Annotated in this window: 19 protein-coding genes, 1 tRNA gene and 1 pseudogene; 13 read left to right on the plus strand and 8 right to left on the minus strand. The window is 60.4% G+C overall.

The window, feature by feature from the left end; all coding sequences use genetic code 11:
• Positions 1-19 precede the first annotated feature (19 nt).
• Positions 20-1801 carry a DUF262 domain-containing protein gene (locus FSB78_RS08400; protein ID WP_147081770.1) on the minus strand — a complete coding sequence of 594 codons (1782 nt, stop codon included), beginning with the start codon at positions 1799-1801 and terminating at the stop codon, positions 20-22.
• 539 nt (positions 1802-2340) lie between these two features.
• Here FSB78_RS08400 and hsdR point away from each other — a divergent pair.
• The 5 genes from hsdR to FSB78_RS19095 are packed head-to-tail and all read left to right on the plus strand — an operon-like array spanning position 2341 to position 10432.
• Positions 2341-5733 carry a type I restriction-modification system endonuclease gene (hsdR, locus tag FSB78_RS08405; RefSeq protein WP_147081772.1) on the plus strand — a complete coding sequence of 1131 codons (3393 nt, stop codon included), beginning with the start codon at positions 2341-2343 and terminating at the stop codon, positions 5731-5733.
• A gap of 13 nt (positions 5734-5746) precedes the next feature.
• A complete protein-coding gene (locus FSB78_RS08410) occupies positions 5747-7228 on the plus strand; it encodes a class I SAM-dependent DNA methyltransferase (protein WP_147081774.1) in 1482 nt (493 codons plus the stop codon).
• Positions 7228-8601, plus strand: a complete 1374-nt coding sequence (locus tag FSB78_RS08415; protein ID WP_147081776.1) for a restriction endonuclease subunit S — start codon at positions 7228-7230, stop codon at positions 8599-8601. The genes FSB78_RS08410 and FSB78_RS08415 overlap by 1 nt, the downstream gene beginning before the upstream one ends.
• A gap of 2 nt (positions 8602-8603) precedes the next feature.
• Positions 8604-9716 (plus strand): PDDEXK family nuclease, encoded by a 1113-nt coding sequence (locus FSB78_RS08420; RefSeq protein ID WP_147081778.1) that lies wholly within the window; start codon positions 8604-8606, stop codon positions 9714-9716.
• Positions 9713-10432: a hypothetical protein gene (locus FSB78_RS19095; RefSeq protein ID WP_158637980.1), complete on the plus strand. Its 720-nt coding sequence runs from the start codon at positions 9713-9715 to the stop codon at positions 10430-10432. The genes FSB78_RS08420 and FSB78_RS19095 overlap by 4 nt, the downstream gene beginning before the upstream one ends.
• Before the next feature lie 313 nt (positions 10433-10745).
• Here the strand turns inward: FSB78_RS19095 and FSB78_RS08430 are convergent, their stop codons facing one another.
• Together FSB78_RS08430 and FSB78_RS08435 are read right to left on the minus strand one after the other, a co-directional pair.
• On the minus strand, positions 10746-11822 hold the full coding sequence (locus tag FSB78_RS08430; RefSeq protein WP_147081782.1) for an XRE family transcriptional regulator: 1077 nt from the start codon (positions 11820-11822) through the stop codon (positions 10746-10748).
• Positions 11815-12426, minus strand: a complete 612-nt coding sequence (locus tag FSB78_RS08435; RefSeq protein ID WP_147081784.1) for a hypothetical protein — start codon at positions 12424-12426, stop codon at positions 11815-11817. Before FSB78_RS08435 ends, FSB78_RS08430 begins: the two co-directional genes overlap by 8 nt.
• A 410-nt stretch (positions 12427-12836) precedes the next feature.
• Here FSB78_RS08435 and FSB78_RS08440 point away from each other — a divergent pair, with 410 nt between their 5' ends.
• The 4 genes from FSB78_RS08440 to FSB78_RS08455 all read left to right on the plus strand — a co-directional run bounded on the left by FSB78_RS08440 (position 12837) and on the right by FSB78_RS08455 (position 17858).
• Positions 12837-14210: a serine/threonine protein kinase gene (locus tag FSB78_RS08440; protein ID WP_147081786.1), complete on the plus strand. Its 1374-nt coding sequence runs from the start codon at positions 12837-12839 to the stop codon at positions 14208-14210.
• On the plus strand, positions 14210-15361 hold the full coding sequence (locus FSB78_RS08445; protein WP_147081788.1) for a UvrD-helicase domain-containing protein: 1152 nt from the start codon (positions 14210-14212) through the stop codon (positions 15359-15361). The genes FSB78_RS08440 and FSB78_RS08445 overlap by 1 nt, the downstream gene beginning before the upstream one ends.
• Positions 15358-16689, plus strand: coding sequence for a hypothetical protein (locus FSB78_RS08450; protein ID WP_147081790.1), 1332 nt, complete (start codon positions 15358-15360; stop codon positions 16687-16689). The genes FSB78_RS08445 and FSB78_RS08450 overlap by 4 nt, the downstream gene beginning before the upstream one ends.
• Before the next feature lie 569 nt (positions 16690-17258).
• Positions 17259-17858, plus strand: coding sequence for a phytanoyl-CoA dioxygenase family protein (locus FSB78_RS08455; protein WP_242008135.1), 600 nt, complete (start codon positions 17259-17261; stop codon positions 17856-17858).
• A 99-nt stretch (positions 17859-17957) separates the two neighbouring features.
• On the opposite strand, the gene FSB78_RS08460 is transcribed toward FSB78_RS08455, so the two are convergent.
• The gene (locus FSB78_RS08460) at positions 17958-18596 is read right to left on the minus strand and encodes a WcbI family polysaccharide biosynthesis putative acetyltransferase (RefSeq protein WP_147081794.1); all 639 of its coding nucleotides are present in this window, start codon (positions 18594-18596) and stop codon (positions 17958-17960) included.
• A gap of 214 nt (positions 18597-18810) precedes the next feature.
• Here FSB78_RS08460 and FSB78_RS08465 point away from each other — a divergent pair, with 214 nt between their 5' ends.
• Positions 18811-19635 (plus strand): FkbM family methyltransferase, encoded by an 825-nt coding sequence (locus tag FSB78_RS08465; protein WP_147081796.1) that lies wholly within the window; start codon positions 18811-18813, stop codon positions 19633-19635.
• 695 nt (positions 19636-20330) lie between these two features.
• Here the strand turns inward: FSB78_RS08465 and FSB78_RS08470 are convergent.
• Positions 20331-20696 carry a hypothetical protein gene (locus tag FSB78_RS08470; protein ID WP_147081798.1) on the minus strand — a complete coding sequence of 122 codons (366 nt, stop codon included), beginning with the start codon at positions 20694-20696 and terminating at the stop codon, positions 20331-20333.
• 361 nt (positions 20697-21057) lie between these two features.
• A pseudogene (locus tag FSB78_RS08475) lies at positions 21058-22158 on the minus strand (IS3 family transposase).
• Positions 22159-22510: 352 nt separating this feature from the next.
• Between FSB78_RS08475 and FSB78_RS08480 the strand changes: the two are divergent.
• Positions 22511-22625: transfer RNA gene (locus FSB78_RS08480), tRNA-Ser, on the plus strand.
• Positions 22626-22685: 60 nt separating this feature from the next.
• Here the strand turns inward: FSB78_RS08480 and FSB78_RS19100 are convergent.
• Positions 22686-22853 carry a hypothetical protein gene (locus tag FSB78_RS19100; RefSeq protein WP_158637981.1) on the minus strand — a complete coding sequence of 56 codons (168 nt, stop codon included), beginning with the start codon at positions 22851-22853 and terminating at the stop codon, positions 22686-22688.
• 108 nt (positions 22854-22961) lie between these two features.
• A complete protein-coding gene (locus FSB78_RS08485; RefSeq protein ID WP_147081800.1) occupies positions 22962-23312 on the minus strand; it encodes a hypothetical protein in 351 nt (116 codons plus the stop codon).
• A gap of 75 nt (positions 23313-23387) precedes the next feature.
• On the opposite strand from FSB78_RS08485, the gene FSB78_RS08490 reads away from it, so the two are divergent.
• Both FSB78_RS08490 and FSB78_RS08495 read left to right on the plus strand, forming a co-directional pair.
• Entirely contained in the window at positions 23388-23648 is a 261-nt protein-coding gene (locus FSB78_RS08490) for a hypothetical protein (RefSeq protein ID WP_147081802.1), read from the plus strand.
• A gap of 4 nt (positions 23649-23652) precedes the next feature.
• A complete protein-coding gene (locus tag FSB78_RS08495; RefSeq protein ID WP_147081804.1) occupies positions 23653-24069 on the plus strand; it encodes a secondary thiamine-phosphate synthase enzyme YjbQ in 417 nt (138 codons plus the stop codon).
• Positions 24070-24116 lie beyond the last annotated feature (47 nt).

Raw genomic sequence — 24116 nt, forward strand, 5'->3', positions numbered from 1 at the left:
GTACTCCCACTCGGTTAAATTATCCTGCAAAGGATACGGGTTTGTCTTCGATAAGTAGGATCCTCTTGATCGTCTTCCGCATCAGATCCTCGCGAGCATCTAGGAATTCGAGGAATGCCTCGGGCTGCCACAGCGCGGTATTCTCTGGAATGAGATGTTGCTCAAGATACCCGGCGCCGCGGGTGGCGAGCCACGGGGCGAGTTCGCCGTCGGACTTGTTGAGGTTTTCGCGGTCGATCAACAGCTGGAGGTTGCCCAAGCGATTGACGGAGGCACGGATCCGTTCAATCAGGGGTCCCGGAACGCCACGGTCGCGCAGCGATCGTTCGCTCAGCAAAGCCGTCGGCACGATATGGTCGACGTGATAGCGTGCCCGAAGCTGGCGGCCATCGTACAGTAGGCTCAGTGCCAAGCTGGCATGACGGTGTCCGTATTGCGTCGCCAGAAGCTTCTTAACGCCTTCGTCGTCGAAAGCGATGTAACGGTTTCTGCGGGACAGGAGATCTCGGGCCAGCTGCTCGAGCGGAAAGTCGCGATCGTGCCGGAAGCTCTCTCGGATCGTATCACGGCAAGTCGCGATCGTTTGATCCGAGTTGCCACCGAACACGCCGTTGAGGAGGCAGGAGAACAGCCAGCGACGGATCCGCTCTCGATTATTAACGTCGAAGGTCGAGGTTCCATCGAGCGGGTGACCGCCCAACCGGAAGAGATAATAGGCGATAGGGATGATCGCGTTCATACTCGACAGGAGGCCGTCATCGAGACCAAAACGGGCTGCGAGTGATACGGCGCCTTCAAGGGACGACCGAATCATCTGCCAGTTCTCGCGCATCACGGCCATGTTGTGCTCGTTGAAGTTAGCGATGCTGTACACTGTAGGCAGCTCGGACAGCACCAAACAGGCGCGCATCACGAGATCCTTGTCGAAGGAAAACTGGCTCCCCAAGCCCTTGTTAAGACGGTTGACGAGTCCGAGAATTTCGTCGCGGACATACGCGTCACCCCAAGTCGTGGTGACGACCGACATCAGCAGATCTGCCTTCGAAAGCTTCGTGCCGCCGTCGTTGGCGCGGATGAAGATAGCTAGGACGCGCTCGATGTCCTGACTGCGTTCGGTGTAAAACGAGATCGGACGATCGAGCCAGATGCGCTCGTGCAAGCGTCGCAGGTTGAGTTCGGCGGTGTCGAGCTGCGGCCGCGTGACCCGGTCTCCCACCGCCCGGAACCGCTCATCCATATAGGCGACCAAGCGATCTTCGTGCTCGAGGTCGAGTATGTCGCCGACCTTGATCCACAGGTGGCGATGATCGTTCCGTGGAGCGACATCCGAGAACTTCAAGCCATAGCGGTTGGCCGTTACCTCGTCCTCATCGTCGAAGATGTCCGGGTCCTGAAACAGGTCAAGGTAGAGGTGATGCGCGCGGTAGCTTGCGACCTTTTCGCGGCGACCGTAGCGGGCGCGCAGCGTGAAGCTCCCATTGAGGCCGATCAGCAGCGAAGTGAGCCGCTGCTGCCCATCGAGTACGAACACGACGTCGCGACCATCGGGCTCGACTTTGTCGTTCCACGGCTCGCCCTGCCGATGCTGCTCGTTGAACTTGTAGATGCTCCAGTTGCGACGGTTCTCGCGCTCGACCGCCCAGAACAGGAAGCTGCTGATGGGATAACCGTGCATGAGGCTGTCGAAGAGGCTGACGATGGCCTCCTGCTTCCAGACATACGGGCGCTGGATTGCGGGCAGGAACAGCGACTGATTCACGCGCTTTAGGGCATCGGCGATGGTGATGGACTGATACGACATACGCACGCTCCGTCAGGGTGCGTGCCGCGTGCGGCTCACCATACCCTGTGTAAGAAGGAACGAGGCAGCACCCGAAACCGGGAGTTCAGAACCCGCAGGAACCCCACGAGCGCGGACGCCTTTGGACCCGTGGGCCTTGGACATGCGCGCCCGCCTCCCGGTCGAATGGATTCGACCAGAGCGGGTTCCTGCGAGAGGTTCTGAAGCCTCGACCCGCGGGTTCACGCGGGATGAGACGCTCTTGCCCGAGCAGTTGGGTCGGGCGCAACCATTGTGGTGGTGACCATGCACTTCGTACACGAACCGAAGTCCTAGAAATTATTGAAAAGGCTTGATCCGGGTGGTGCCTATCGGCGGCACGAAAATGCAGGCCAAGCCATCCGCCGACCTGGGACTCAAGACGCTCGGTCCTAGGGAGACGGTATGTTGGACTGGGACGCCGGCGGATCCTGACTTTTGCAATGAGAAAACGGTCGCGTGCTAGGATCGGCAGCGTCAACAAAGGCTTGAGAGACACGGGCTTCGTGATAGGGTCGGGTATGGGGGAAACGAGGGGCAATTTCGCGTTTCTGGCGGCACATAGTCCTCAGCTGTCGAAGCTCGGTCAGTTGGCGGAACGCTATTTTGCGAGCGATCCCCCGGCCGCTCTGGTGAAGCTTCGCCAGTTCGCTGAGATCACGGCGAAAAGCGTGGCGGCGCGGCACGCCTTGCTGCCCGGGCAGGCGGTGTCGTTCGACGACGTCCTTCGGACGCTGCGGGCGCGGTCGATCATGCCGCGCGAGATCAGTGACCTGTTCTATCATGTGAAGCGCACCGGGAATGTCGCGGTTCACGAAGACGCCGGCAGCGCGGGCGATGTCCTGACGTCGCTCAAGATCGCCCGCGAGATCGGTGTCTGGTTCCACCGGAGTTACGAGGGGTATCCCGACTTCAAGCCTGGGGCCTTCGTTCCACCGACGCCGCCGGTCGATGCCAGCAAGGCGTTGAGCCAAGAACTCGCCACGTTGAAGGCCACCATCGCGGCCAGTGCGGACAGTGAAGCGAAGGCCTTGCTCGCAGCACAGGAAGCCGAGCAGCGTCGTCGGCACAGCGAGGATCGCGCAGCGCAGGATGCGCAGGACAAGGCGTTCTGGGAGCGCTATGCGGCCGAAACCGAAGCCGCGTTGCGCTCAGCAGAAGCGGCGCTGGCGGGCCTACAGGCGCAGGCATCCGCCCTGCCCGCACAGCAACTCGATCTGCTCGCCGATTTGGCCGCGGATGGTGCGAAGCGGGTCGATCTGGACGAGGTTACGACACGCGTTCTGATCGACGACCGCTTGCGCGCGGCCGGCTGGACCGTCGACAGCGCAGTGCTGCGCCATGGTCTCGGGACGCGACCGAATTATACCACGCCGATCGCCATTGCTGAATGGCCGACGAAGAGCGGACCAGTCGATTATGCGCTGTTCGTCGAGGGGCGCTGCGTCGGCGTCATCGAGGCCAAGCGGCAGAGCAGCGACGTGCCCGGGCGTATCGCACAGGCCAAACGCTACGCTCGCGACATCGCGCTGAGCGTCGATGAACTCCCGTCCGGTGGGCCATGGAGCGACGGCGGCGATCGCTTCAGCGTGCCATTCATGTTCGCGACAAACGGCCGCGCCTATGTAAAACAGCTCGCGACCAAATCGGGCACATGGTTCTGGGACGCCCGCGCGCCGGGCGACCCGCCCCGCGCGCTCGTCGATTGGTTCTCGCCCCGTGATCTCATCGAGCGGCTCGAGCAGCATTTAAGCGCCGAACCCACGATGGTTGCGGAGCGCGAACTGGGCGTCACCGGATTGCGACCGTATCAGCGCGAGGCGATCACCGCGGTCGAGGACGCGATCGTACGCGGGCAACGACAGATCCTGCTCGCGATGGCGACTGGCACCGGCAAGACTCGCCTCGCAATCGCGCTGATGTATGAGTTGCTACGCACGCAGCGTTTCCGTCGGATTCTGTTCCTCGTCGATCGCAACGCACTCGGGCGGCAGACGCTCGACGCGATGAGCACGACGGATACGATGGGCTTCTACAAGTTCAGTGAGGTCTTTCCGGTCGCCGACATGGCGCGCAAATTTCCCGAAGCGACTGACCGCGTCCAGGTCGCGACCGTCCAGGCAATGATCCACCGCGTGTTCGACGATCCCGGCGCCGAGCGGCCGACGCCCGGCACCTACGATCTGATCATCGTCGACGAGGCCCACCGCGGCTACACGCTCGACGCAGAGCTGCGCGAAGACGATCTCGGCTTCCGAAATCTTGACGATTACCTGTCCGCCTATCGCCGCGTCCTCGACTATTTCGATGCGACCAAGGTCGCCCTGACTGCCACGCCCGCGCTGCACACAAGGCAAATCTTCGGCGCGCCGGTGTTCCGCTATGGCTACCGGCAAGCGGTGGTCGACGGTTACCTGATCGACCACCGCCCGCCCCGCCGCATAACCACCGCGCTCAGCCAGACCGGGATACGCTTCGAACAGGGCGAGGAGGTCACGATCTTCGACCCGCGCACCGGCGAAGTCGACCTGTTCGACCTAGAGGATCAGGTCGATTTCGAGATCGCGCAGTTCAACAAGAAGGTCCACACCCGGGCCTTCAACCGTGCGGTGGCCGAGGCCATCGCCGCCGAGTGCCCACCCGACCAGCCGGGCAAGACGCTGCTGTTCGCTACGCGCGACGATCACGCAGACATCCTCGTCGACGAGTTGCGCGCGGCGCTCACCACCGAATACGGTCCGCAACCGCATGACCTGGTCGACAAGATCACCGGTTCGGTCGACAAGCCGCTCGACAAGATCAAGGCGTTCAAGAACGACCCGCGCCCTAAATACGTCGTCACGGTGGATCTGCTGACGACCGGAATTGATGTCCCCGCGATTACCAACCTCGTGTTCGTTCGTCGCGTGAACAGCCGGATCCTCTATGACCAGATGATTGGCCGCGCCACGCGGCGCTGCGACGAGATCGGCAAGGACTATTTCCGTATCTTCGACGCGGTCGACATCTATGCCAACTTGCAGGATGTCACCGACATGCGCCCAGTGGTCGTCGACCCCGGCCTGACCTTCGGCACGCTGGTCGGCGACATCGAGCGAGCCACCACCGATGAGGATCGCGCGTTCGTCCGCGATCAGATCGTCGTCAAACTTCGCCAGCGCATCAAGTACATCAGCCCCGATCGCCGCGACGCGCTCGAACTCGTCGTCGGCCCGCTGGGCGACCTCGCAGACCGGCTCAAGGATGCGCCCCCCGCCGACACGATCGCGCTGTTCCGCCAGCACCCCTCGCTCGCGGCGGTGCTCGACGCTGCGAACCCGGCGCGCAAGGGCGACGGCATCTACCTCTCCGAGCATGACGACGAACTCCTTTCGATCGAGGATGATTTCGGCGAAAAGGCGACCCCCGGCGATTATATCGAGAGCTTTGAGGCGTATGTCCGCGCCAACATGAATGCGGTGCCGGCGATGATCGCCGCGACTCAGCGGCCGCGCGAGCTGACGCGAAAGGAGCTGAAAGAGCTCGCCATCCTACTCGACGGTCAGGGCTTTTCAGAAGCCAATCTACGCCGAGCTTATGGCAGCGCGCGCAACGCCGACATCGCCGCACACATCATCGGCTTCGTCCGTCAGGCGGCGCTCGGCGACCCGCTGGTCCCCTATGAGACGCGCGTCGACAACGGTGTCCAGCGCATGCTTGCCAGCCGGACCTGGACCCCGAAACAGCGCCAATGGCTCCAACGCATAGGCCGCGTGCTGCGCGCGCAGCCGGTCAGCGATCCCGAGATCCTGTCCGACCCCTTGTTCGCGCAACATGGCGGCTTCGCGGAGGTCGACCGAGCGTTCGATTCCGGTCTAGGGGAAGTACTCAAGGACCTGAACGCCGCGATCTGGGACAGCGCCCGCGCGGCATGACGAAAGACCGCGCATGAATCCCTCCGCCGATCTGGTGAACAAGCTGTGGCGCCTGTGCGCGCTGCTCCGCAAGGATGGTGTGACCTACCAGCAATATGTCACCGAACTGACCTATCTGCTGTTCCTCAAGATGGCGTCCGAGCAGAAGGACGAAAGCCGCATCCCCGAGCATTATCGCTGGAGCGCAATCAAATCCGCGAACGAGACCGAGGTGCTGGCGCGCTATCGTCAGGCGCTGATCGATCTGGGCGACGGCACTAAGATCGCCGACCGCTCGATCGTCGCGATCTTCCAGAACGCCGCTACGATCGTCCGCGAGCCCGTCAATCTGCGAAAGCTCATCGACGCGATCGACGGCCTGCACTGGTACAGCGAGGAGCGCGATGCGTTCGGCGATGCCTATGAGGGCCTGCTCCAGAAGATGGCGGAAGAGACCAAGCGCGGCGCCGGCCAGTACTTCACCCCGCGCGTACTGATCGACGTGATCGTCCACTTGATGCAGCCCGAGCCGGGCGAGGTGATCCAGGATCCGGCAGCCGGGACCGGCGGTTTCCTGATCGCCGCCGACCGTTACATGCGCGCGACCACCGACGATTATTTCACCCTGTCGCCCAAGCAGCAGGCGTTCCAGCTCAACCAGGCGCTGCGCGGCGTCGAGAACGTGCCCGACACCTTCCGCCTGCTCCAGATGAACCTGCATCTGCACAATATCGACCCCGATCACCTCGACCTGGCCGATACGCTAAGCCCGCGCGGCGCGGCGCCGAAATACAAGAATGCCGACCTGATCCTGACCAACCCGCCATTCGGCCCAGCCGGTGGCCCGCCGACGCGCGACGACCTGACGATCACCGATCGCGTCTCGTCCTATCAGCTCCCCTTCGTCGAGCACGTCATCCGCTCGCTGAAACTCGGCGGCCGCGCGGCGGTGGTGGTGCCCGACAACGTCCTGTTCGACGACGGCAAGGGCAAGCTCCTGCGCCAGCGCCTGATGAGCTGGTGCAACCTCCACACCATCCTGCGCCTGCCGGTCGGCATCTTCTACGCGCAGGGCGTGAAGACCAACGTCTTGTTCTTTACGCGGAGCGACGAGGAAGCGCCGCTGAAGGATGCAACCGAGGAAGTCTGGATCTACGACGCGCGCGCCAACATGCCGAGCTATGGCAAAAACAAGCCGTTCGGCATGTCCGACCTGGAAGATTTCGTTGCGGCATTCGGGGATGACCCCGATGGCGGCGCTGACCGAATTGATCAGGGTGAGACAGGGCGATTCCGCAGCTTCGCGCGTGAGACGATCGTGGCCCGCGGCGATAATCTCGACATCCGCTGGCTAAAGGACGACAGCAGTAATCCCGAAGACGGGCTGGAGACGCCCGACGAGATCGCTGCGGCGATCGAGTTGCATCTTACTAATGCGATGGTTGAAGTGCGCGCACTGATCGAGGACTTGGATGACGGCCTGCCCGAGCCTGTCTTAGCCGGGGCTGCGGAATAATGGCTGGCCGCGCAGCGACTAGCCGCATAATTCGTGGGCGACATGCAATATCGGTGAATGATCCCGGTCACCCCATCCCACGGGGATGGCGACGCGTCGCTCTTGGCGATGTGGCTGATCTTGGGACCGGCCATACGCCGAGTCGGCACCACCCGGAATACTGGGACGGCGGCGTGCCGTGGATAGGTATTCGAGATGCTGGCGCGCATCATGGTCGGGTGATCGTGGATACAATGCAGACTGTCAGCGATCTCGGTCTTGCAAACTCGGCAGCACGACTATTGCCGAAAGACACCGTCTGTCTCTCCCGTACGGCATCAGTCGGATATGTCGTTAAGATGGGCAGAGAGATGGCGACGAGTCAGGACTTCGTGACGTGGTCCTGCCTCGAACCTCTCGATGCCGACTACCTGATGAACGCGTTGCTTGCGGAAGGGCAAGACATTCGGCGTTTCGGCGAAGGATCGACACACACAACGATTTATTTCCCTGAGGTAAAGGCATTTCACATCGACCTCCCTCCGAAACCCGAACAGCGCCGCATCGTCGCGAAGCTGGACGCGATGACCGCCGGTCTCAGTCGCGCGCGAGTGGAATTGGACCGAGTGCCGATGCTGACTCAAAAATTGCGGACCAAGATTCTTCTCGAGGCTTTCAGCGGTGATTTTCCGACAAGCGCTTTGCGAGATCTTGTTCATTTCGTCACGAGCGGATCAAGGGGTTGGGCAAAGTACTACGCAGATACGGGGCCTGCATTCATCCGAGTTGGGGACGTGCGCCGACGCAATATCGCACTTGAGCTTAACGACGTTCAGTCGGTTCAGCCCCCAAGCGGAGCGGAGGGTGCTCGAACCGCTCTTCTCGCAGGGGATGTTGTCATCACGATAACAGCTGACCTTGGTAGAGTTGGTGTCGTACCGGAAAGCTTGGGGCCAGGTTTCGTCAATCAGCATGTCGCTTTAGCACGGCCGCTCAACGTGGAAATGGCGCCTTGGATAGGCTGGTATTTGTCGTCTGAAGCAGGTCAAGGACAGATGCTCGCCAAGAACAGAGGTGTCACGAAGGCTGGTTTGGGGTTGGACGATATTCGCGACGTCGTCATTCCAGTTCCAACAGCGGATGTACGAGCTTCTATGTTGAATAAGATCAACACCGCCTTCGCAAGCGCCGACCGCCTAGAAGCCGAAGCCGCCCGCGCCCGCGCCCTTCTCGACCGTCTCGAGTCCGCGATCCTCGCCAAGGCGTTCCGCGGTGAACTGGTGCCGCAGGATCCAAACGACGAGCCCGCCAGCGTCCTGCTCGACCGCATCCGCGCCGAGCGCGCCGACGCGCCGAAACCGAAGCGCGGGCGTCGCGCGGCGGCGAGCGCCTGACCATGTCGATCCGCCACAGCATCTGGAAGGTCGGTAGCGCGCCCGCGCCGCTCGGTGAGTCCGCGCTGCCGAGCGAGGCGCTGCTCGAACAGATGATCGTCGCCGCGCCGCAGATCCTCTCCGACGAATGGATGATCATCGGCCGGCAGGAGGATACCGGCTTCGGCGGCCGGATCGATCTGCTCGCGATCGCCCCCGATGGCGGGCTGGTCCTGATCGAGCTGAAACGCGGGCGCACGCCTCGCGACGTCGTGGCGCAGGCGATCGACTATGCGACCTGGGCCGAGGCGCTCGATGCGGAGGCGATCGGCGGCGTCTATGCGCGCTTCTCGAACGGCGGTAATCTCGCCGCGGATTTCCGCGCGCGGTTCGGCATGCTGCTCGACGAGGCGACGCTCAACCAGAGCCTGCAAATTGTGATCGTCGCGTCCAGCCTCGATGCCAGTTCGGAACGGATCGTCGGCTATCTCGCTAAGCGCGGGATCGCGATCAACGTGCTGTGCTTCCAGGTGTTCGACACCGACGCCGGTCAACTCCTGAGCCGCGCTTGGCTGATCGACCCGGTCGAAACGCAGGTCGCAGCGACCGTCGAAACGCGGCAGGGCGAGCGCGAACCTTGGAACGGCGAATACTATGTGTCGTTCGGCCACGGTTTGGGCCGCGATTGGGATGAGGCGCGGCGATACGGCTTCATCTCGGCCGGCGGCGGCGCATGGTATAGCGGCACGCTTCGTCTGCTGGATCCGGGTGACCGCGTCTGGGTGAAGGCGCCGGGATACGGGTTTGTGGGCGTCGGCGTGGTTCGCGGTGAGCCCGTGGCAATGAGCGACTTCAAACTCCGTCGCGATGATGGCGCTTCGGCGCCCGCGGCCGACCTCCTCACTCAGGCCGGCTATCACCGCGAGTTCATCGACGATCCCGATCGCTGCGAGTATTTCGTTCCCGTCGAATGGATCGCGACCGTCGGGCTTGATCGGGCGATCCACGAAGTCGGGATGTTCGGCAACCAGAACAGCGTCTGCGCCCCGAAGACGCCGAAATGGCGGCACACCGTCGATCGGCTGAAGAAGCTGTTTCCGGCATGGGAAGGTGCGCGCCCAGGCAGCATGCCGTGAGTGCCATGTGGGAACTTGCCGCCACGCGTTACGCGATCATGGCGTGGCGGGACGATTATTGGTTGAAGGCCGCGGTTCTCGTCAATGCCGCCGAGGCCTTGGCTGAGATTGAAAGCAATCTGGCCGAAACAGACATGATCGGTGCCCTGCGAACCCCGGGAGCCTTTGCCAAACGTCACCTCGCGCCAAAGCGTGACGCCTTCATTCGGGGCGATCTGTCGGCGTTGCTGAACAACGCGCCGGACGCACTGGAAGCGATCAATCCCATCCTTGCGGCGCTTGCCCAACTGTTGCGTGGTAAACAGCAGGCTAGTGCGTTGGCCGTGAAGCGCGTCAATGTCCCTATGCTGGAGAAGCAGATCACTGCGTCTTTAATGGCTCATCGGCAGCACGTTAAAATTGGGTGGCATACAGCCCGGCCGCATTCGGGAAGAGATCGCGGTATGCTGCCGCTCGTTCAGACGGCGGAGCAGGTGGCCTATCCGACCGGCAACGGAACGCAGCGTGGCACCTGCGCTAATTGTGTAGGGCGGGTAAACAAGCGGCAAGCTAACTCCCCACCAGACCACTGGACGGCAAACGTTTCGCTGATCTCTTTCCACGCCCCAGCGGGTTTGCCGCCGCCATGGTTGGTCCCAAAACATGAGCATTCGCAAATATCGTGCTTCGCGGTCCAGCAGGAGTTTGCGCAGATTTCGGCTCGGTTTAGTGGCTGAATGACATAGACTTGACCGTACCGTTCGACGCAACGGCGCAACAGTTTCCCGAACCATGCAGACGGGACCTCCCAGTGGGTTTTGCCCGTCTTCTCACTCGTCTCTTTCTTCGGATTAATTCGCCCGCACGCGTGCAACCATGCTCGATTATTCAATGCGTATGGGAGCCTGACGTACAGGGGCGGCTCAGGGTGCGGCCTGAGTATCACGGGTATACGTTCCTGGCGCCACACCGCCCCAAACCGACGAGGCGGCCCTTCAGGTATGCGCGGCGCCCGTGCCATCGCTATGCGGCCTTCACAACAGAAGGACCCTAAGCATTCCGAACAAGCCGAAGCTTCGGCCGCGCAGCTGGGACCGGATAGATCCCTGTCACGTCATCGTCCAGAAGGCCGAACATCTCGCCAAGATCGTCGATTGAGTAATCTAGATCCTCGATGTGAGCTCGGATGATCTGTTTTAGCGTTGACGGTGTTTCCTTGAGATGCGGCACATCGACAGGCTCACGTTTCCGAAATCCACGCTTCGACATCTCGATAACGTAATATTTGTACATCCGATCGGTGAGCTTACCAGTTTGCCAAGCCTTATACATGAGGGCCTGCATCGACACGCCCCAATAGACCTTCAAATCCATAAACCGCGTCAGTGAGTGTCCATCGAAATCAGGCTTAATCTCCCGACTGGGCATGAGGAACTCAGACGCAAACCGGTTTGCCTCAACCTCCTGTTGGGGGTGAGGAGTGTGATGCATGACGAGATGCCCCACTTCGTGAGCCAAGCTGAACCGAAGCCGGTCTTTCGGCTGGGCTGCGTTCAAGAATACGAGCGGCGGCACGCCGTCGGCTGCGTATTGGCAGAACCCATCGATCAGTTCACTCCCGAAATCGAGAGTAATCACGATAATCCCAGCGTCCTCGGCCAACTTTGTGACGTCATCAATCGGACCGCGGGGAACGCCCCACCGCTGCCGAACAGCGCGAGCGATCTCGTCTGGATCCCGCCCGAACTCATCTGGATCGATCGCAGGCAACGGCAATCGCGCCTCGAGGTCCAAAGCCTCGAGGCACTTCCGCAGGTTCAACCGAATGACCTCTGCCTGCGCATGGACTGAGTCCAAATGCCGCACGCCCAACTTCGACCTTTTCCGATGATAACTGACCACAGGATCGCGGATGAAGCCGGAATCGTAAAAGAACGACGACCTGACTTTCAGGGCGCCTGCCAAAAGCTCGACCAACTCTTCCCCGGGCTGAATGCGCCCGTGCTCGACTTTCGACAGCGTGCCCTGGGACACGGTGCCTCCCAACAGGTTCACCAACTCAGTCTGGCTCATGCGCCGCATCTGGCGGGCGAGCGTAAGTAGCCGGCCGTTGAACGGCTTAGCCATTTGCCCTCCGCTTCGCAGACCCCTTTAGCGTGACGCGGCGAGGCTCTTCGTTTTCACCATCGTCAATTGGAAGAGGCTCCTGAATGCCGCGGCTCGGTGCTGAATCGCTCAATTTGATTGCCCATAAAACCGCCCGATTGCCATCGTTGCAAACCAGATAGCTTTCGATTTCGCCGGGCGCATTCTCGGGAACCGCCCAACCAAGGTACAACAGTGTCGCCGCCGGAGCACCCGGAAGCAACGATGTTGCATAGTCCGGCAGCTCGTTAGCGTCGTACTGCTCAGAAGCAAGCGTAGGACTCACCCCCACCGCAAAACCGTTACGCAGGCGCTTGACGCGGACTAACCAGTTATTCTCCAGTCCGACCAGACAGAGCTGATCCTTGCGGAGGAACTGCGCCCCGGTCGTGGTGTCGCAATATGCCCGGAGCTTGCGGACGATGAGATCTCTGTAGATTGCGGCGCGCGTGCCGAGTTCGAGCACATGCGCGATGCTGCGGCACTGCTCACGGAAGTCAGCATGAGCCTCGGCCACAAGCTCGCGGAGTGCCGTGAAATGCGGCTCAAGTTCGACGTACGCTTCATCTTCCGTTCGAATCGGCATCGGGTAATCCCTTCGGAGATCGGTCTATACCGCAGCCTGTCCAAATCAAGCAAAAATATTCCAAATCCATTCCGCGATGCCGGTGGCCCGGTGGCGCGATGATTGGTAAATCACGCAGGCGAAGCGTTTCGCTGAAGCTACGAGACCGCGGCGGATAGCAGTTTGCTGCATGTTTCCGTGCCCGGCCATCGGAAATTTATGGGAGGCAACGCCCACCGTCCCTAGTCCCCTCGCCAACGTTTTTATTGAAAACGGTGCTCGATGCGCCCGCAATGCACAATTTTACGAACGCCAAATTCGACGCCTTCGTGAATTTAATTGTTCCGCCCGGTGGATGATTGTGGATAACGCATACCGATGCGCGAACCTCGCCACACGCGAGATTGTTTCCGATTGGACGGGGGGGCTGAGTGGACGAGGTAAAAGCAAAAGAATGGGAGGCCAAGTTTCGCGGGCAAGCCATTGACGGCTGGACGATCGAGACTTTGATTGATCACGGCAAATCGGCGGCCGTTTTCAAAGCGGTGAGTGAAGGCCACGGTAAGCTGGCAGCTCTCAAGATATTCGATGATGAGCTCATCCAACGCTATGGTGACGAAACACAGCTGAAAAGGATCGGGCGCGAACTTAGCCTAAAGGGGCAGAACCATGCGAACATGGTCGGGATCCTAGGAGGCGGATTCCATGAAGAGAGCAGCAACCACTATATCGTCATGGACTATCTTGACGGGCCCAGCCTCAGCAAATGCCTGACCAAGGTGCCCGAGGGGAATATCCCGGGCCTTATCGAACAGCTTGTGTCGGCTTGCGAATTTCTTGAGGCCCATGAGCTTGCACACCGCGACATTAAGCCGGCGAATATCGTCCTGCTGGAGGATATGAGCCGCCTCGTGCTCCTCGATTTTGGCGTATTGAAACCCGTCGGTGAGGTGGGGCTGACCGATACTGATGGACAGCGTCTATTCGTCGGAACGCTCCAATATAGTTCGCCAGAATTCCTGCTACGCGACGAGGAGAACGATGCCGATGGATGGCGCGCACTCGCCATCTATCAAGTCGGTGCTGTGCTTCACGACCTGATCATGCGTCGCCCGATCTTTGAGGAATTTGTTACCCCCTACGCCGCGCTAGTCAACGCGGTACAGCACGAAACGCCGAGCGTCGCCAGTGAGGGGGTGCCCTCATATCTCATCGACGCGTGCCAGATGGCGCTGGTCAAAAGCCCTGAGAAGCGATTGGCGCTGGTCAGTTGGGAAGCATTTCGCCCGCCGGTCGCCGCTTCGGCCGGTGACGCTGCGCGGCAACGGATCAGCAAGCGACTTCTGTTGGCTGACGCTCAGTCGGAAGCCGTCGTCGACGACGGGCCAGCCATGGCCGAACTGCTTGAAACCGTGATTGATGGACTGAAGGTCGAGCTTCGCCGTATCCGACAGGCAAATTCGAGCATTATGCCGCCGTTGATTGTCACGCGTGGTCCAAAGCGAGTGCCGGTGCTCGAGATTAGGATTGTTGCGTCCGCGGAATACGGCTTGGCGCGTGACGTTTGTATGGAGATTGCCGTAACCGTGATCGATGTGGAGGCGCAGGCGGTTCGTCTCGAAGCGTGTGCGTCCGTGCCCTCCGATGATGCCCAAGAGCCCCTGGCGCTCGTCATCGTTTTCAAGGGTCCTTATAGCTCAGGCGCCACGAGCGACCGCGTGGAGGCCGCTGTCCTTGTCGCCCTGGATCAGGCGCAGAACGGAACAATTGGCCAGCTGAGTCTGGTCGAGGTGGGGGTCGACTGATGGAAGCGTCATGGTGGAAAAACATCGGCGAACTCGATGATGACCAGAGGAAGGCAATCGCGCTTGATGATGATGAAGATCATCTGATCGTGGGGCCGCCGGGCTGCGGTAAGACCAATCTGTTGCTTCTTCGGGCAAGCTACCTGCATGCGAAGGGGGTGACCAACATTAAGGTGCTGGCGTTCGGCCGCGTGCTGCGGGAATTCATCTCATCAGGCACCGAGCACTACCCCTTTGCCGCCGACAAAGTGCAGACCTTCGTGCGCTGGGCGTATGAGATGCTGGCCGCCAACGGCATCAAGGTCGAAGACAGCAATGACTTTGACGAAATCAGAGCGCGTCTGTTCGCGGGACTGGCGGAAGCTGCCGCCAAGGGAGCCGCAGAGAACGTGTTCGATGTCATTTTGCTAGATGAGGCGCAGGATTATTCGGCCGAAGAAGCCCGACTTATCCGGTTGTTTGGCACACGGATCTTTGCCGTTGGCGACAATAATCAGCGGATTAGCGACCAATCGGGTGCACTCCAGCGGCTCGAGGAGCTAGGCGCGACGCGTATCGAACTCAAGCATCATTATCGTAATGGCATTAAAATTTGCCGAGTGGCCGATGGCATCAAGAATTTGCTGGACAGTGCGTCAGGTATGGAGGCGACGTCGAACTATGATGAGGCCAGTTACCCATCCACCGTCGATATTATCGGGAAGGCAGATTTGCCCACGCAGGTTGCCGAGGCGGTTGCCCGCATCAAAGTCCAGTTGCAAGCTTATCCGGGCGAGATGATCGGCGTTTTGTGTCCTCGCGCCGCGGAACTAGGCGAGGTGGCTAACATTTTGAACGCAAGCGAAATTGCCGGCGCCATGCAAGTCCAACGTGCCGGCGCCTATGATGCAATCCTTCCCGACCGCCCCGTGATCGTTACCACTGTGCAAGGGGCGAAGGGCCTCGAATTCCGCGCGGTTCATATGATTGCCGCGGAAAAGCTTAAGAACTACAGGACGCAAAAAAATCTTACTTATACGGCGGTGACGCGCGCGAAGACCACATTGGTTGTCTATCATCAGTCCGACCTTGCCGGCTATTTCGAGAAAGGCATCAACGCCTGCTCGATCACGATGGCCGCCGAACCGAATTTGAAGGATCTCTTTCTATGACCGCTGTGGAAAGGGTCCGGCTCAACCGTGAAGATTTTATTGACTGGCTTGGAAAGGCTTTATTGGGTGCGGCGGCCTTGCCTCGGACATCAAGCGCCGGATCGGCAAAGTCGACCGACGTAACGCTCGCTGCTCCTAGCCACGAGATCGAAGCGTGGCCGATCATCTGCATCGCGCAGGCACAAATGCATGATCTGTTCGCCTTCCTTTCCACCTATGCAAAGGTCCGCCCCTTCTCGGCATTCTTTCGCGTGCTCCCTGTCGAGTTGATTTCAGTGCTCGAGAGACGGGCGGCGGCAAGCAAGAACGACCTCGCTCTTGCGAAATGTGTTGCCGGAGCGGCGATGGCGGAAGCGTGGATCGCCTCTGCGCGCGAATCCGATCGTCCTAAAAATGTGTTTCCAGTACTGCTTGCATCGCTTTCGTCAGCGCTCGGGCAGGCAGTGCTGGCGCGGTATGACCAAGCCGCGATCGATTGGATTTCGGCGGAGTGGACCGAGCTTCGCAAGCAACCCGGCGATCCATTCGGCGCGCAGGACCTACAAGGGCCCAATGTTGCGTGGAGGATCGTGTCATCAGCGGTTGGCACGCCCGCGGGCGATGTCGGCGCCGATGCAAGCGTGATTGGCCGCTTTCTTTCAAACGTGTTGGCGGCGGGAGCTATTCGATCACACATGCTCGCGCAATTGGCCCCCCTATCGGTGGGCGTGGATTTCGGCACCTTGCTCGCAGCATCGCGGGAAGAGCGAATCAATCGCTTCAATGAGGTTGTCTTGGATCTCAAACGTCGCAGTGATCGAGGCCTACGCTCCGAATTTGTCGGCGGACTGATGCTGGCGATCGCGGGGAATGGCTCGTTTGATCAACTACGTTCTGCCCGTGAATTCGACGGCTGGCTGGACGGCGCCACGACCTGGTTTGGCATCTGCGCCGCCTTATTCGAAGAGAGCAATGTGCTGAGCTACGGAAACTCGGCAGGCCGGCGGATGGTGCGCGATCTCCTCACGCGGGAGGATCCGTTCCGGCCACCGCATGCCGATATGAATTCGAGCGAGTACCGCTTCTTGGATTTCAACGACGCGCTTCAGTCGTCGACTCACGCACCGAACGCGATCGATGTCGAGTTGCTTCCTAACGTCATGAGTCGCGTCAGCGGGGCGTCGTCTCCAGACGGCGACCATCAACGCGATGACGTCGAAATGCTTTTAAGAAACCTCGATGAGGCGGGGTATATGATTGATCGCGCACGCCATATGGCGATGGGATTTGCAGGCGGTGAGCGACAAGGCTCGCTGTATAAACCGTCAGGCAGGCGACGATCGCGATAAGCTTTTGATCTCGCTGTGCGCTGTTGCCGCACTTCTTGATGCAAGCTGACCGGCGTTCCCCCAGCACACCCAACGTCGCCACAACACAGAACAGAAGGCCGCTTTCTCCTACTCAAGCCGAAGCGGTCGTAGATGGAGATCAACGGGCGTCCAAAAATTCGGAAGGCAACAAGGGCGCACGAATGTAGACTTTCGGGTCTTTCGCCGAATATGTTTCTGCGCAAACGCACGAATTCAACTGCGTTGATTGGTTGACGGTCGTGACAAACTGACGATTTTCAGAGCTTTTTGCCAAAGGCGGTCGCATCGGTCATGCGAGGAAACATCGACAAGATCAGCATCCCCGACGCGCGAGGCCCTTGATGGTAGCAGCGTCGGCGCTTCGGGCGGCGACCATGGCAATCTCGCCGATGCCGCGTTAGCCGCAGCAATGCACTACCGCATCGGCGATTCGCTCTTTACTGACCTCATCGGATGAACCCGAAGGCGCAGCCCATCAAGATCGTTCTACGTTTCAAACCAGACGGCGGGCAAAACCTCTTCAAGCATTGAATCCCTCCGTTTGCCTTTTGATCGAACAGGCGGTCGCAGACCTACCTGGCAACGTCCCGGGCGTGAGGATTGGCTTCGCCCCTGCCCTGCGCGCCATGCTCGCGGTGGACGGTCCCATCGGCGGCGTCGCCGCATCGGCGTTGGGGCCCGACACTCGCGCCGTTCGCGCCGTCCTGTTCGACAAGACGGCGGCCCGGAACTGGGCGCTCGGCTGGCATCAGGATCGCACGATCGTCGTCCAGCACCGTGCAGACGTCGCCGGGTTCGGTCCCTGGACCGTAAAGGCCGGCCTCATCCAGGTCGAACCGCCCTTCGCAATCCTGGAGCGGATGGTCACGATCCGTGTCCACCTTGACCCGGTCGACGCGACTAATGCTCCGCTCCGCATCGTGCCCGGGTCTCACCGGCTCGACCGACTGCCGGAAGCGATTATCAGCCACGTCGTCGACGCCCGCGGCGAGCGGCTGTGCCTGGCGAACCGCCGCGAAGTCTGGCTTTACGCGACACCGATCGTCCACAGCTCGCGCGCTGCCGATCCACCCCGTCATCGACGCGTGCTCCAAGTGAATTATGCAGCCGTCGACTTGCCTCCGCGACTTTGCTGGCGCGGACTATGAAAGTCCGCTCATCCCGCCATTCTGGGCCTGGTCCGCGTATCGTACGCGTATCGTAAACAGCGCTTTCTGCCCCTCGATCTTAGAATCGAAGGGCGGAAATCAACGCATTTCCGCCCTTTTCGAGTCACGCCCCTGCAATCGCACTGCAGAGGTCAGGGGTTCGATTCCCCTCGGCTCCACCAGCGTCAACAACCTGTAAACGCTGGATAATCTGCCTAACGGCGGACCCTCTATCCGGCGAGCGCGACGACGTTGGTATCGCGCTGGTTCGGCTTCGGAGTTATCGTACTCGTCGTAATATCCAAGCGTTCGATAGGTCGCATCACAAAATAGGGACTGGCAGTAGGGGGCGGACAAGCCTTTGAAGTATGCAGTAGCAACGATCTTGCTGTGATAATTTCCGAGGGGAGACATGAACCTCTGCTGGAACGCCCCCATATACGTGATGTCGGAATGAAGCCCCGAAAAGTGCATGTTGACCATCGTGTAGAATTCGGCACCGCAGCTCTGCAGCGGCTTGGCGGACAGACAACCAAAGTCATCGCCCATAGGTTGCGCAATAATGTTCATATCACTGCGACAGGCTTGATCGACGGTGTCTTGCGCTAGGTTTTCGAACTCCGGAGTTCCCATCCGGTTTATGTCGATGAAGCGGTCGACCTCGATATTTGGGAAGATGCTGAGTGTGTCTGCGAGGGGAATCACCTGGCAGTTACCAACAATCGCAATCTTCTTCAAATTTAAGGCTCTTCTAAATTTCTTCTGCGATTTCTCGGGGCTCCATAAGCGAATTATAGATCGGTGTGCTTGATCCAGTTTAGTCGGCAGAGAAGGCCGAGGTTGGTGGCGGGCAGGTTTAACCGGTTGCGATGGCCAAATCTCTCCCGTCGATTGACTGCCCGGTCGTTCCATCTAAGAAACGCGCCTCTAGGTATCGCAGGAGAAATGACCGGTGTTTGGCTTGGATGTCGATCGCGTTTCAACGCGCTACGGCGAATTTTTTTGCGTGCGAACGGATAGCGTGATCGGAAAGTCGCTCAAGAAATACGGGGAGTGGGCTCAGTTAGAAATCGAGATATTGTCTCCTTTCGTCAAGGACGACGGGATAATTCTCGACATAGGTGCAAACATAGGCACCCATGCGGTCGGATTTTCGACACTCAATCCTGGGGCGAAAATCATAGCGCTCGAACCTCAGCCACTGGCTTATGCTCTGCTATCTGCGAATATCCTGTCTTCCGGGCATTCCAATATTTTTCCGTTCAACGTCGCTGCTGGCAAGCGACGCGCCTTCTTGAATTTTAAGTTGAATTACGAAAGCATCGGGCATAATGTTGGCGGAGTAAGCTTAGTCGGTACAGAACCAGTCGAGGGCGCAGCGTACACAATGCCGATCACCGTCGTGCAGGTGGATGATCTGTCGATGGATCGCCCAGTCCGGCTGATGAAAATTGATGTCGAAGGAATGGAGCCCGACGTTCTGCGTGGTGCGCTGCGTACGATCGCGCGAGATCGGCCCGTTATTTTCTTCGAAGTTCTCGACATGTCCACGCTGCGCGCGTGCCGACGTCTTTTGGCGCGCTTGGATTACGATTTGCGGTGGCTCGAGACTCCAGCTTTCAATCCAGCTAATTATCGCGGCGATCAGGAAAATATCTGGTCGTGGGGAGAGGTCGGGGTGCTGGCCTTGCCGACCCGAAACGACCCCAGGGTTGCTCACCTTCCCGGCGTCACCGGTAAGGAAGATCGGCCACCGTGCCTTGCTTTTGTACCGTGAGGCAGATGACGGGTGGCGCCTGGTCCCAGCAGCCACCTGTTGCGAGGGCTAGCTAAGGAAAGCGGCGCGGCGCTGGCGCGGGCGGTAGCAGGCTGTCATCGTCCGGCCAGTAGCGCGGCTCTGGCCCATCCGATCGCATTTCGACAGTGCGCTTCGGCCGCTGCATTGCGCGGACGTCCGACTGACTGTCGTACGGGCGCCTGCCGCAACTCGAGCATCGAAAATGCCGCTTCATGTCGGGCACGAGACGTCGGTCAGGGTACGCGTCGACATTGGCCACTGCGCCGCGCCCGCAGTGGCAAGCGAGCGCGATGCTCCGAATCCCGAGGGACCGCATGTTCGCCAAGTCCATGACGCGGATCGGCTGCTTGGAGACCCCGGTCGTGTCGTGCTGGCAGCGCGTGTCAGACATCTAGGCTACGCCGCTAAATCTCGTCGAGCAGTGCGTCGGCCTCCGGGTTTCCCGGCTGTCCGTCAGTGCGCTAGTATGCCACTCACAGCTCTGCGTCGGTCATCGCTTTGACCTGCTCTTCGTGCGTGTCGGTCCACTCGATCATTCCCACAGCCTACGTTCCACGGGTCGATTCGCCAAATCCGGGCCTGAGACGACTTAAAATCATATCAACGAACAGCCTCGCCGGCGGAAGGCCGAGCGGGGGTGCCGTGCGCCAAGACGGCTAAGCGACGGACCGAAATCAAGTCGCAGCGAACGTTCTCCTAAAAATGTCGATCAACTCACCGACAGCTTTGCATCCTTCGATGAGTGTACCGGTTACGGGCTTGCCAGCCAAAGTAGTTGGTTCGCTAAAAACTATATCGACGGAAAAGTCGGAATTCTTCTTCAGCCTCGTGCCGGGCGCGTGTGGAAGAACATTTCCTTTGAAACTCATACTGGAGATGCTGCCAGCGCCTTCAAATTCCACATGTTTGCATCTAGCGCGCCGAACAATAGGCATCAAAAGCCGGTGCTTATCGATATTGTCAGCGGTGATCATCCGCCAAAGCATGTCTCCGAAAGCATGCGCGCCATCGTCCGCGCCATAAGGTTGAATCTTATTCATAATTACAGCCTTAAGCTTGGGGTAATTTGTGCTTAGATCGTAGAGCGCGCCACCCTCTTGAGCTTTTTATGTCCGCCGTTGCCCGGCGCTCGAACTGGCTTCAAGGCCGCCTCTTAGCCTAGAGAATGGAAATATCGTGTTGTTGTCCGGTAGGCTAGAACTTATAGACATCATGGAGGCAAGGTAATCTAGCGCGGAACGCAAATTCCTAATACAATCTCCGATGGCCAAAGTGATTTGCGGAAATACTGGAGGGTGAGCAGGCAATTCTCAATCATATAAGGGGATTGCACGTTGCCGACAGCAGCGTCGAAGTGGTTCTTTACCGTGCTTTCCCATATCAATCTGACTTCGTGCGAGTTTATGCGCGCGCGGTATCGTGACCTGCTCCCCGTTTTAAGGCCGCTGATAACTTAGCTTCGGTATCCATACGCCCTTGGCGGGGGCGGTTCGTAAACTCGGCGGGTGCCAACCCGCCAAGACTGCTGTGCGGACGCACGGTATTGTAGTCCGTACGCCACGCCTCGATGATCCGTCTGGCCGCAGCCAGCGTTGGGAACAGGTGCTCGTTCAGGCACTCGTCGCGCAAGCGACCATTAAAGCTTTCGACGAAGCCGTTCTGCTGCGGCTTGCCGGGCGCGATGTAATGCCACTCGACCCCGGTGTCCTGGCACCAGGCAAGGACGGCGTGACTGGTCAGCTCGGTCCCATTATCGCTGACCACCATGCACGGCAGCCCGCGACGTTCGGCGCCCCATGCATTCCCGGCTGTAGTCGTCGATGACGTTGAGCATACGGAACCGCCGGCCGCAGGCCAATGCATCCGACACGAAGTCGAGCGACCAGCGCTGGTCTCGTTCCTGCGGGATTGCCATCGGCGCCCGCGTGCCCAGCGCGCGCTTGCGGCCGCCACGCTTGCGCACCGTCAGCCGCTCCTCGCAATACAGCCGGTAAACCTTCTTCAGGTTCATGCCCTTGCCCTCACGCCGCAACAGGATCGCCAGCCGTCGATAGCCGAAGCGACGACGTTCGTTCGCGATCTCGCGCATCCGTACGCGAACAGCGTCGTCCTTCCCGCGAAGCGGCTCATATTGCCACGCCGACCGGTTGACCCCGATCAACCTGCAGGCGCGACGCTCGGAAAAGCTGTGGTCGGCCATCAGCTTCTCCACCGCAGCGTAGCGCTCTGCAGACCGGGTCAGTTTTTTCCCAGCAAATCCTTCAGCGCCGACACGTCGAGCATCGACTCCGCCGGCAGCTTCTTCAGCCGGCGGTTCTCGTCCTCGAGCGCCCGCAACCGCGCCGCCTCCGACACGGTCATCCCGCCGTACTTCGCCTTCCAGTTGTAGAACGTCGCGTCACTGATCCCATGCTTCCGGCACAGCTCGGCAGTCTTCACGCCGGCCTCATGCTCGCGCAGCACGCCAATGATCTGATCCTCGTTAAATCGGCCTCGCCGCATTACTCGTCTCCATCTGACGAGCTAACTTACCAATGGCATGATGTCTGGGGAGCAGGTCACCAGCATCCAGGCCAGATGAAAAGTCATCGTTGTCTTGGCAACGCCGCCCTTGTGACTAAAGATCGCAATCTGTTTCATGAGGCCCTCGGCCTAGCCCAGATCACAGATGGCGACGCTGGCGCTTTCGTTAGCCGGACGGTTCAAGCACGAACGCAGCCCCCTCGCAATCGACGTGGCCTTTCCGGGCCAGATTGGAGCGCGAGCAACGCGCTCAGTGCTGGCAACGACTGTCGCCATTCGCACCCAGGCGGACCGTGCCTGGTATCGCACTGGTATCGCAAAGCGCTTTATCGGACAGCTGAGTTTGCCCTCGATGCTTCAGCCCTCTCTCGTAAAGCGCATCGGCCGTCGCTTAGAAAGCAATCGCACTGCAGAGGTCAGGGGTTCGATTCCCCTCGGCTCCACCAGCGTGTCCTCTCCCGTAACGCCCGCCCTCGCCGCTTCACGGCAGCGGCCACGGTCATCCTCTAGCCGCGGAGGATCGACGCGAGGCGCGCCAGCAATCCCGGACGCTTCACCGACCGCGCCTCGAACCGCGCGCGGTCCGCGGCCGCGCGGCGGTAGAGTGCGTCGAGGCGGGCTTCACCGTACATGTCCGACAGGCGTGGCGGCGAATGATCGGTGCGGACGGACATCGGACTTCCCTGGACGGCGTTGAAGCGGCCGATCCGCGATCGCGACCGGCCGTGGATTCAACACGGTCCACCCCCATTCGTTCCGCGACCGGCGGAGGCGTCGGAGGATTACCGGAAGTCCTGCCGATCCAGGTCCAGGTCCGATCGCATCCCGTCGGGCGTCCCCACCGCACTTGCGTGATCGGGCGCGTTTTCCGAAGTCGGCAGCAGTGTGTCGAGCCGGCGGCGCAGCGACGTCTCGAACTCCGCCTGCCCGCGCGACGTGGTCCGCGTGACGATGATGTCCTTGGCGATCGCATCCTTGATCCGCGACACCGCGGGGTCGTCGATCACGCCGGCCTTCAGGAGTTCGGCGCAGAGCTGGATGAACCCGACCGCGGTCGCATGCGCGCGCAGGCCGACGAGTTGCAGCGTGTCGTGTAGTTTGCGGGCCTCGGCCTTTTCGTCCCAATCGGTCATCTGCTCTCTCCATGCGCGATACTGCCCGCCGCCGACGGACTGGCGTACGCTCTACGCCTCGGCTAGGCACGCGTCATGGGCGAAATCGATAGACTGGTCCCGTCGGGGATCATCGAGCAGTGGGTCTATCATCTCCGGCGCCAGCGCGCGCGGGCGGCCGATGCGATCTGGCTGATCGACCAGGGCTTCACCATCCACGACGGCAAGGACGGCGTGCCTACCTTCGACGCGACCGCCCGCGTTCGCGCCGAGCACGAGACCGTCGTCGCGGAAGTCACCGCACTGCTGCGCCTCTATGACGGCATCAACCTGGGTCAGGTCGACGAGGCCGCCTGACCGCATGCGACAGGCTACCACCCTCCTCTCGATCGATACCCGCCGCCAGGGCCTCGTCGAGATCACCGAAGCCGTCGCCGATTGGGTCGCGGCCCAGCGGTTCGACACCGGGCTGCTGACGGTGTTCTGCCGCCACACCTCCGCCTCGCTGCTGATCCAGGAGAATGCGGCGCGCGAGGTGCGATCCGACCTCGAGGCGTATTTCGCGCGGATCGCGCCCGAATCGCCCGAGTACGCGCATGACGACGAGGGTCCCGACGACATGCCCGCGCATCTGCGCACCGCGCTGACTCAGGTCCAGCTGACGATCCCGCTGATCGCGGGGACGCTGGCGCTCGGCACCTGGCAGGGTCTCTATCTGTTCGAGCACCGCCGGCGGCCGCACCGCCGCAGCCTCGCGCTGCACCTGATCGGAGAATGATTTATACTGAACGGGAGCCATCTCGTTCATCGCCCGTTCCACCATTG

Source organism: Sphingomonas ginsenosidivorax (genome assembly GCF_007995065.1).
GTDB classification, from domain to species: domain Bacteria; phylum Pseudomonadota; class Alphaproteobacteria; order Sphingomonadales; family Sphingomonadaceae; genus Sphingomonas; species Sphingomonas ginsenosidivorax.

Coding starts and splice junctions, on each gene's coding strand:
- FSB78_RS08400 (WP_147081770.1), bottom strand. CDS start 1,801: ATGTCGTATCAGTCCATCACCATCGCCGATGCCCTAAAGCGCGTGAAT.
- hsdR (WP_147081772.1), top strand. CDS start 2,341: ATGGGGGAAACGAGGGGCAATTTCGCGTTTCTGGCGGCACATAGTCCT.
- FSB78_RS08410 (WP_147081774.1), top strand. CDS start 5,747: ATGAATCCCTCCGCCGATCTGGTGAACAAGCTGTGGCGCCTGTGCGCG.
- FSB78_RS08415 (WP_147081776.1), top strand. CDS start 7,228: ATGGCTGGCCGCGCAGCGACTAGCCGCATAATTCGTGGGCGACATGCA.
- FSB78_RS08420 (WP_147081778.1), top strand. CDS start 8,604: ATGTCGATCCGCCACAGCATCTGGAAGGTCGGTAGCGCGCCCGCGCCG.
- FSB78_RS08430 (WP_147081782.1), bottom strand. CDS start 11,822: ATGGCTAAGCCGTTCAACGGCCGGCTACTTACGCTCGCCCGCCAGATG.
- FSB78_RS08435 (WP_147081784.1), bottom strand. CDS start 12,426: ATGCCGATTCGAACGGAAGATGAAGCGTACGTCGAACTTGAGCCGCAT.
- FSB78_RS08445 (WP_147081788.1), top strand. CDS start 14,210: ATGGAAGCGTCATGGTGGAAAAACATCGGCGAACTCGATGATGACCAG.
- FSB78_RS08450 (WP_147081790.1), top strand. CDS start 15,358: ATGACCGCTGTGGAAAGGGTCCGGCTCAACCGTGAAGATTTTATTGAC.
- FSB78_RS08470 (WP_147081798.1), bottom strand. CDS start 20,696: ATGAATAAGATTCAACCTTATGGCGCGGACGATGGCGCGCATGCTTTC.
- FSB78_RS19100 (WP_158637981.1), bottom strand. CDS start 22,853: ATGTCCGTCCGCACCGATCATTCGCCGCCACGCCTGTCGGACATGTAC.
- FSB78_RS08485 (WP_147081800.1), bottom strand. CDS start 23,312: ATGACCGATTGGGACGAAAAGGCCGAGGCCCGCAAACTACACGACACG.
- FSB78_RS08490 (WP_147081802.1), top strand. CDS start 23,388: ATGGGCGAAATCGATAGACTGGTCCCGTCGGGGATCATCGAGCAGTGG.
- FSB78_RS08495 (WP_147081804.1), top strand. CDS start 23,653: ATGCGACAGGCTACCACCCTCCTCTCGATCGATACCCGCCGCCAGGGC.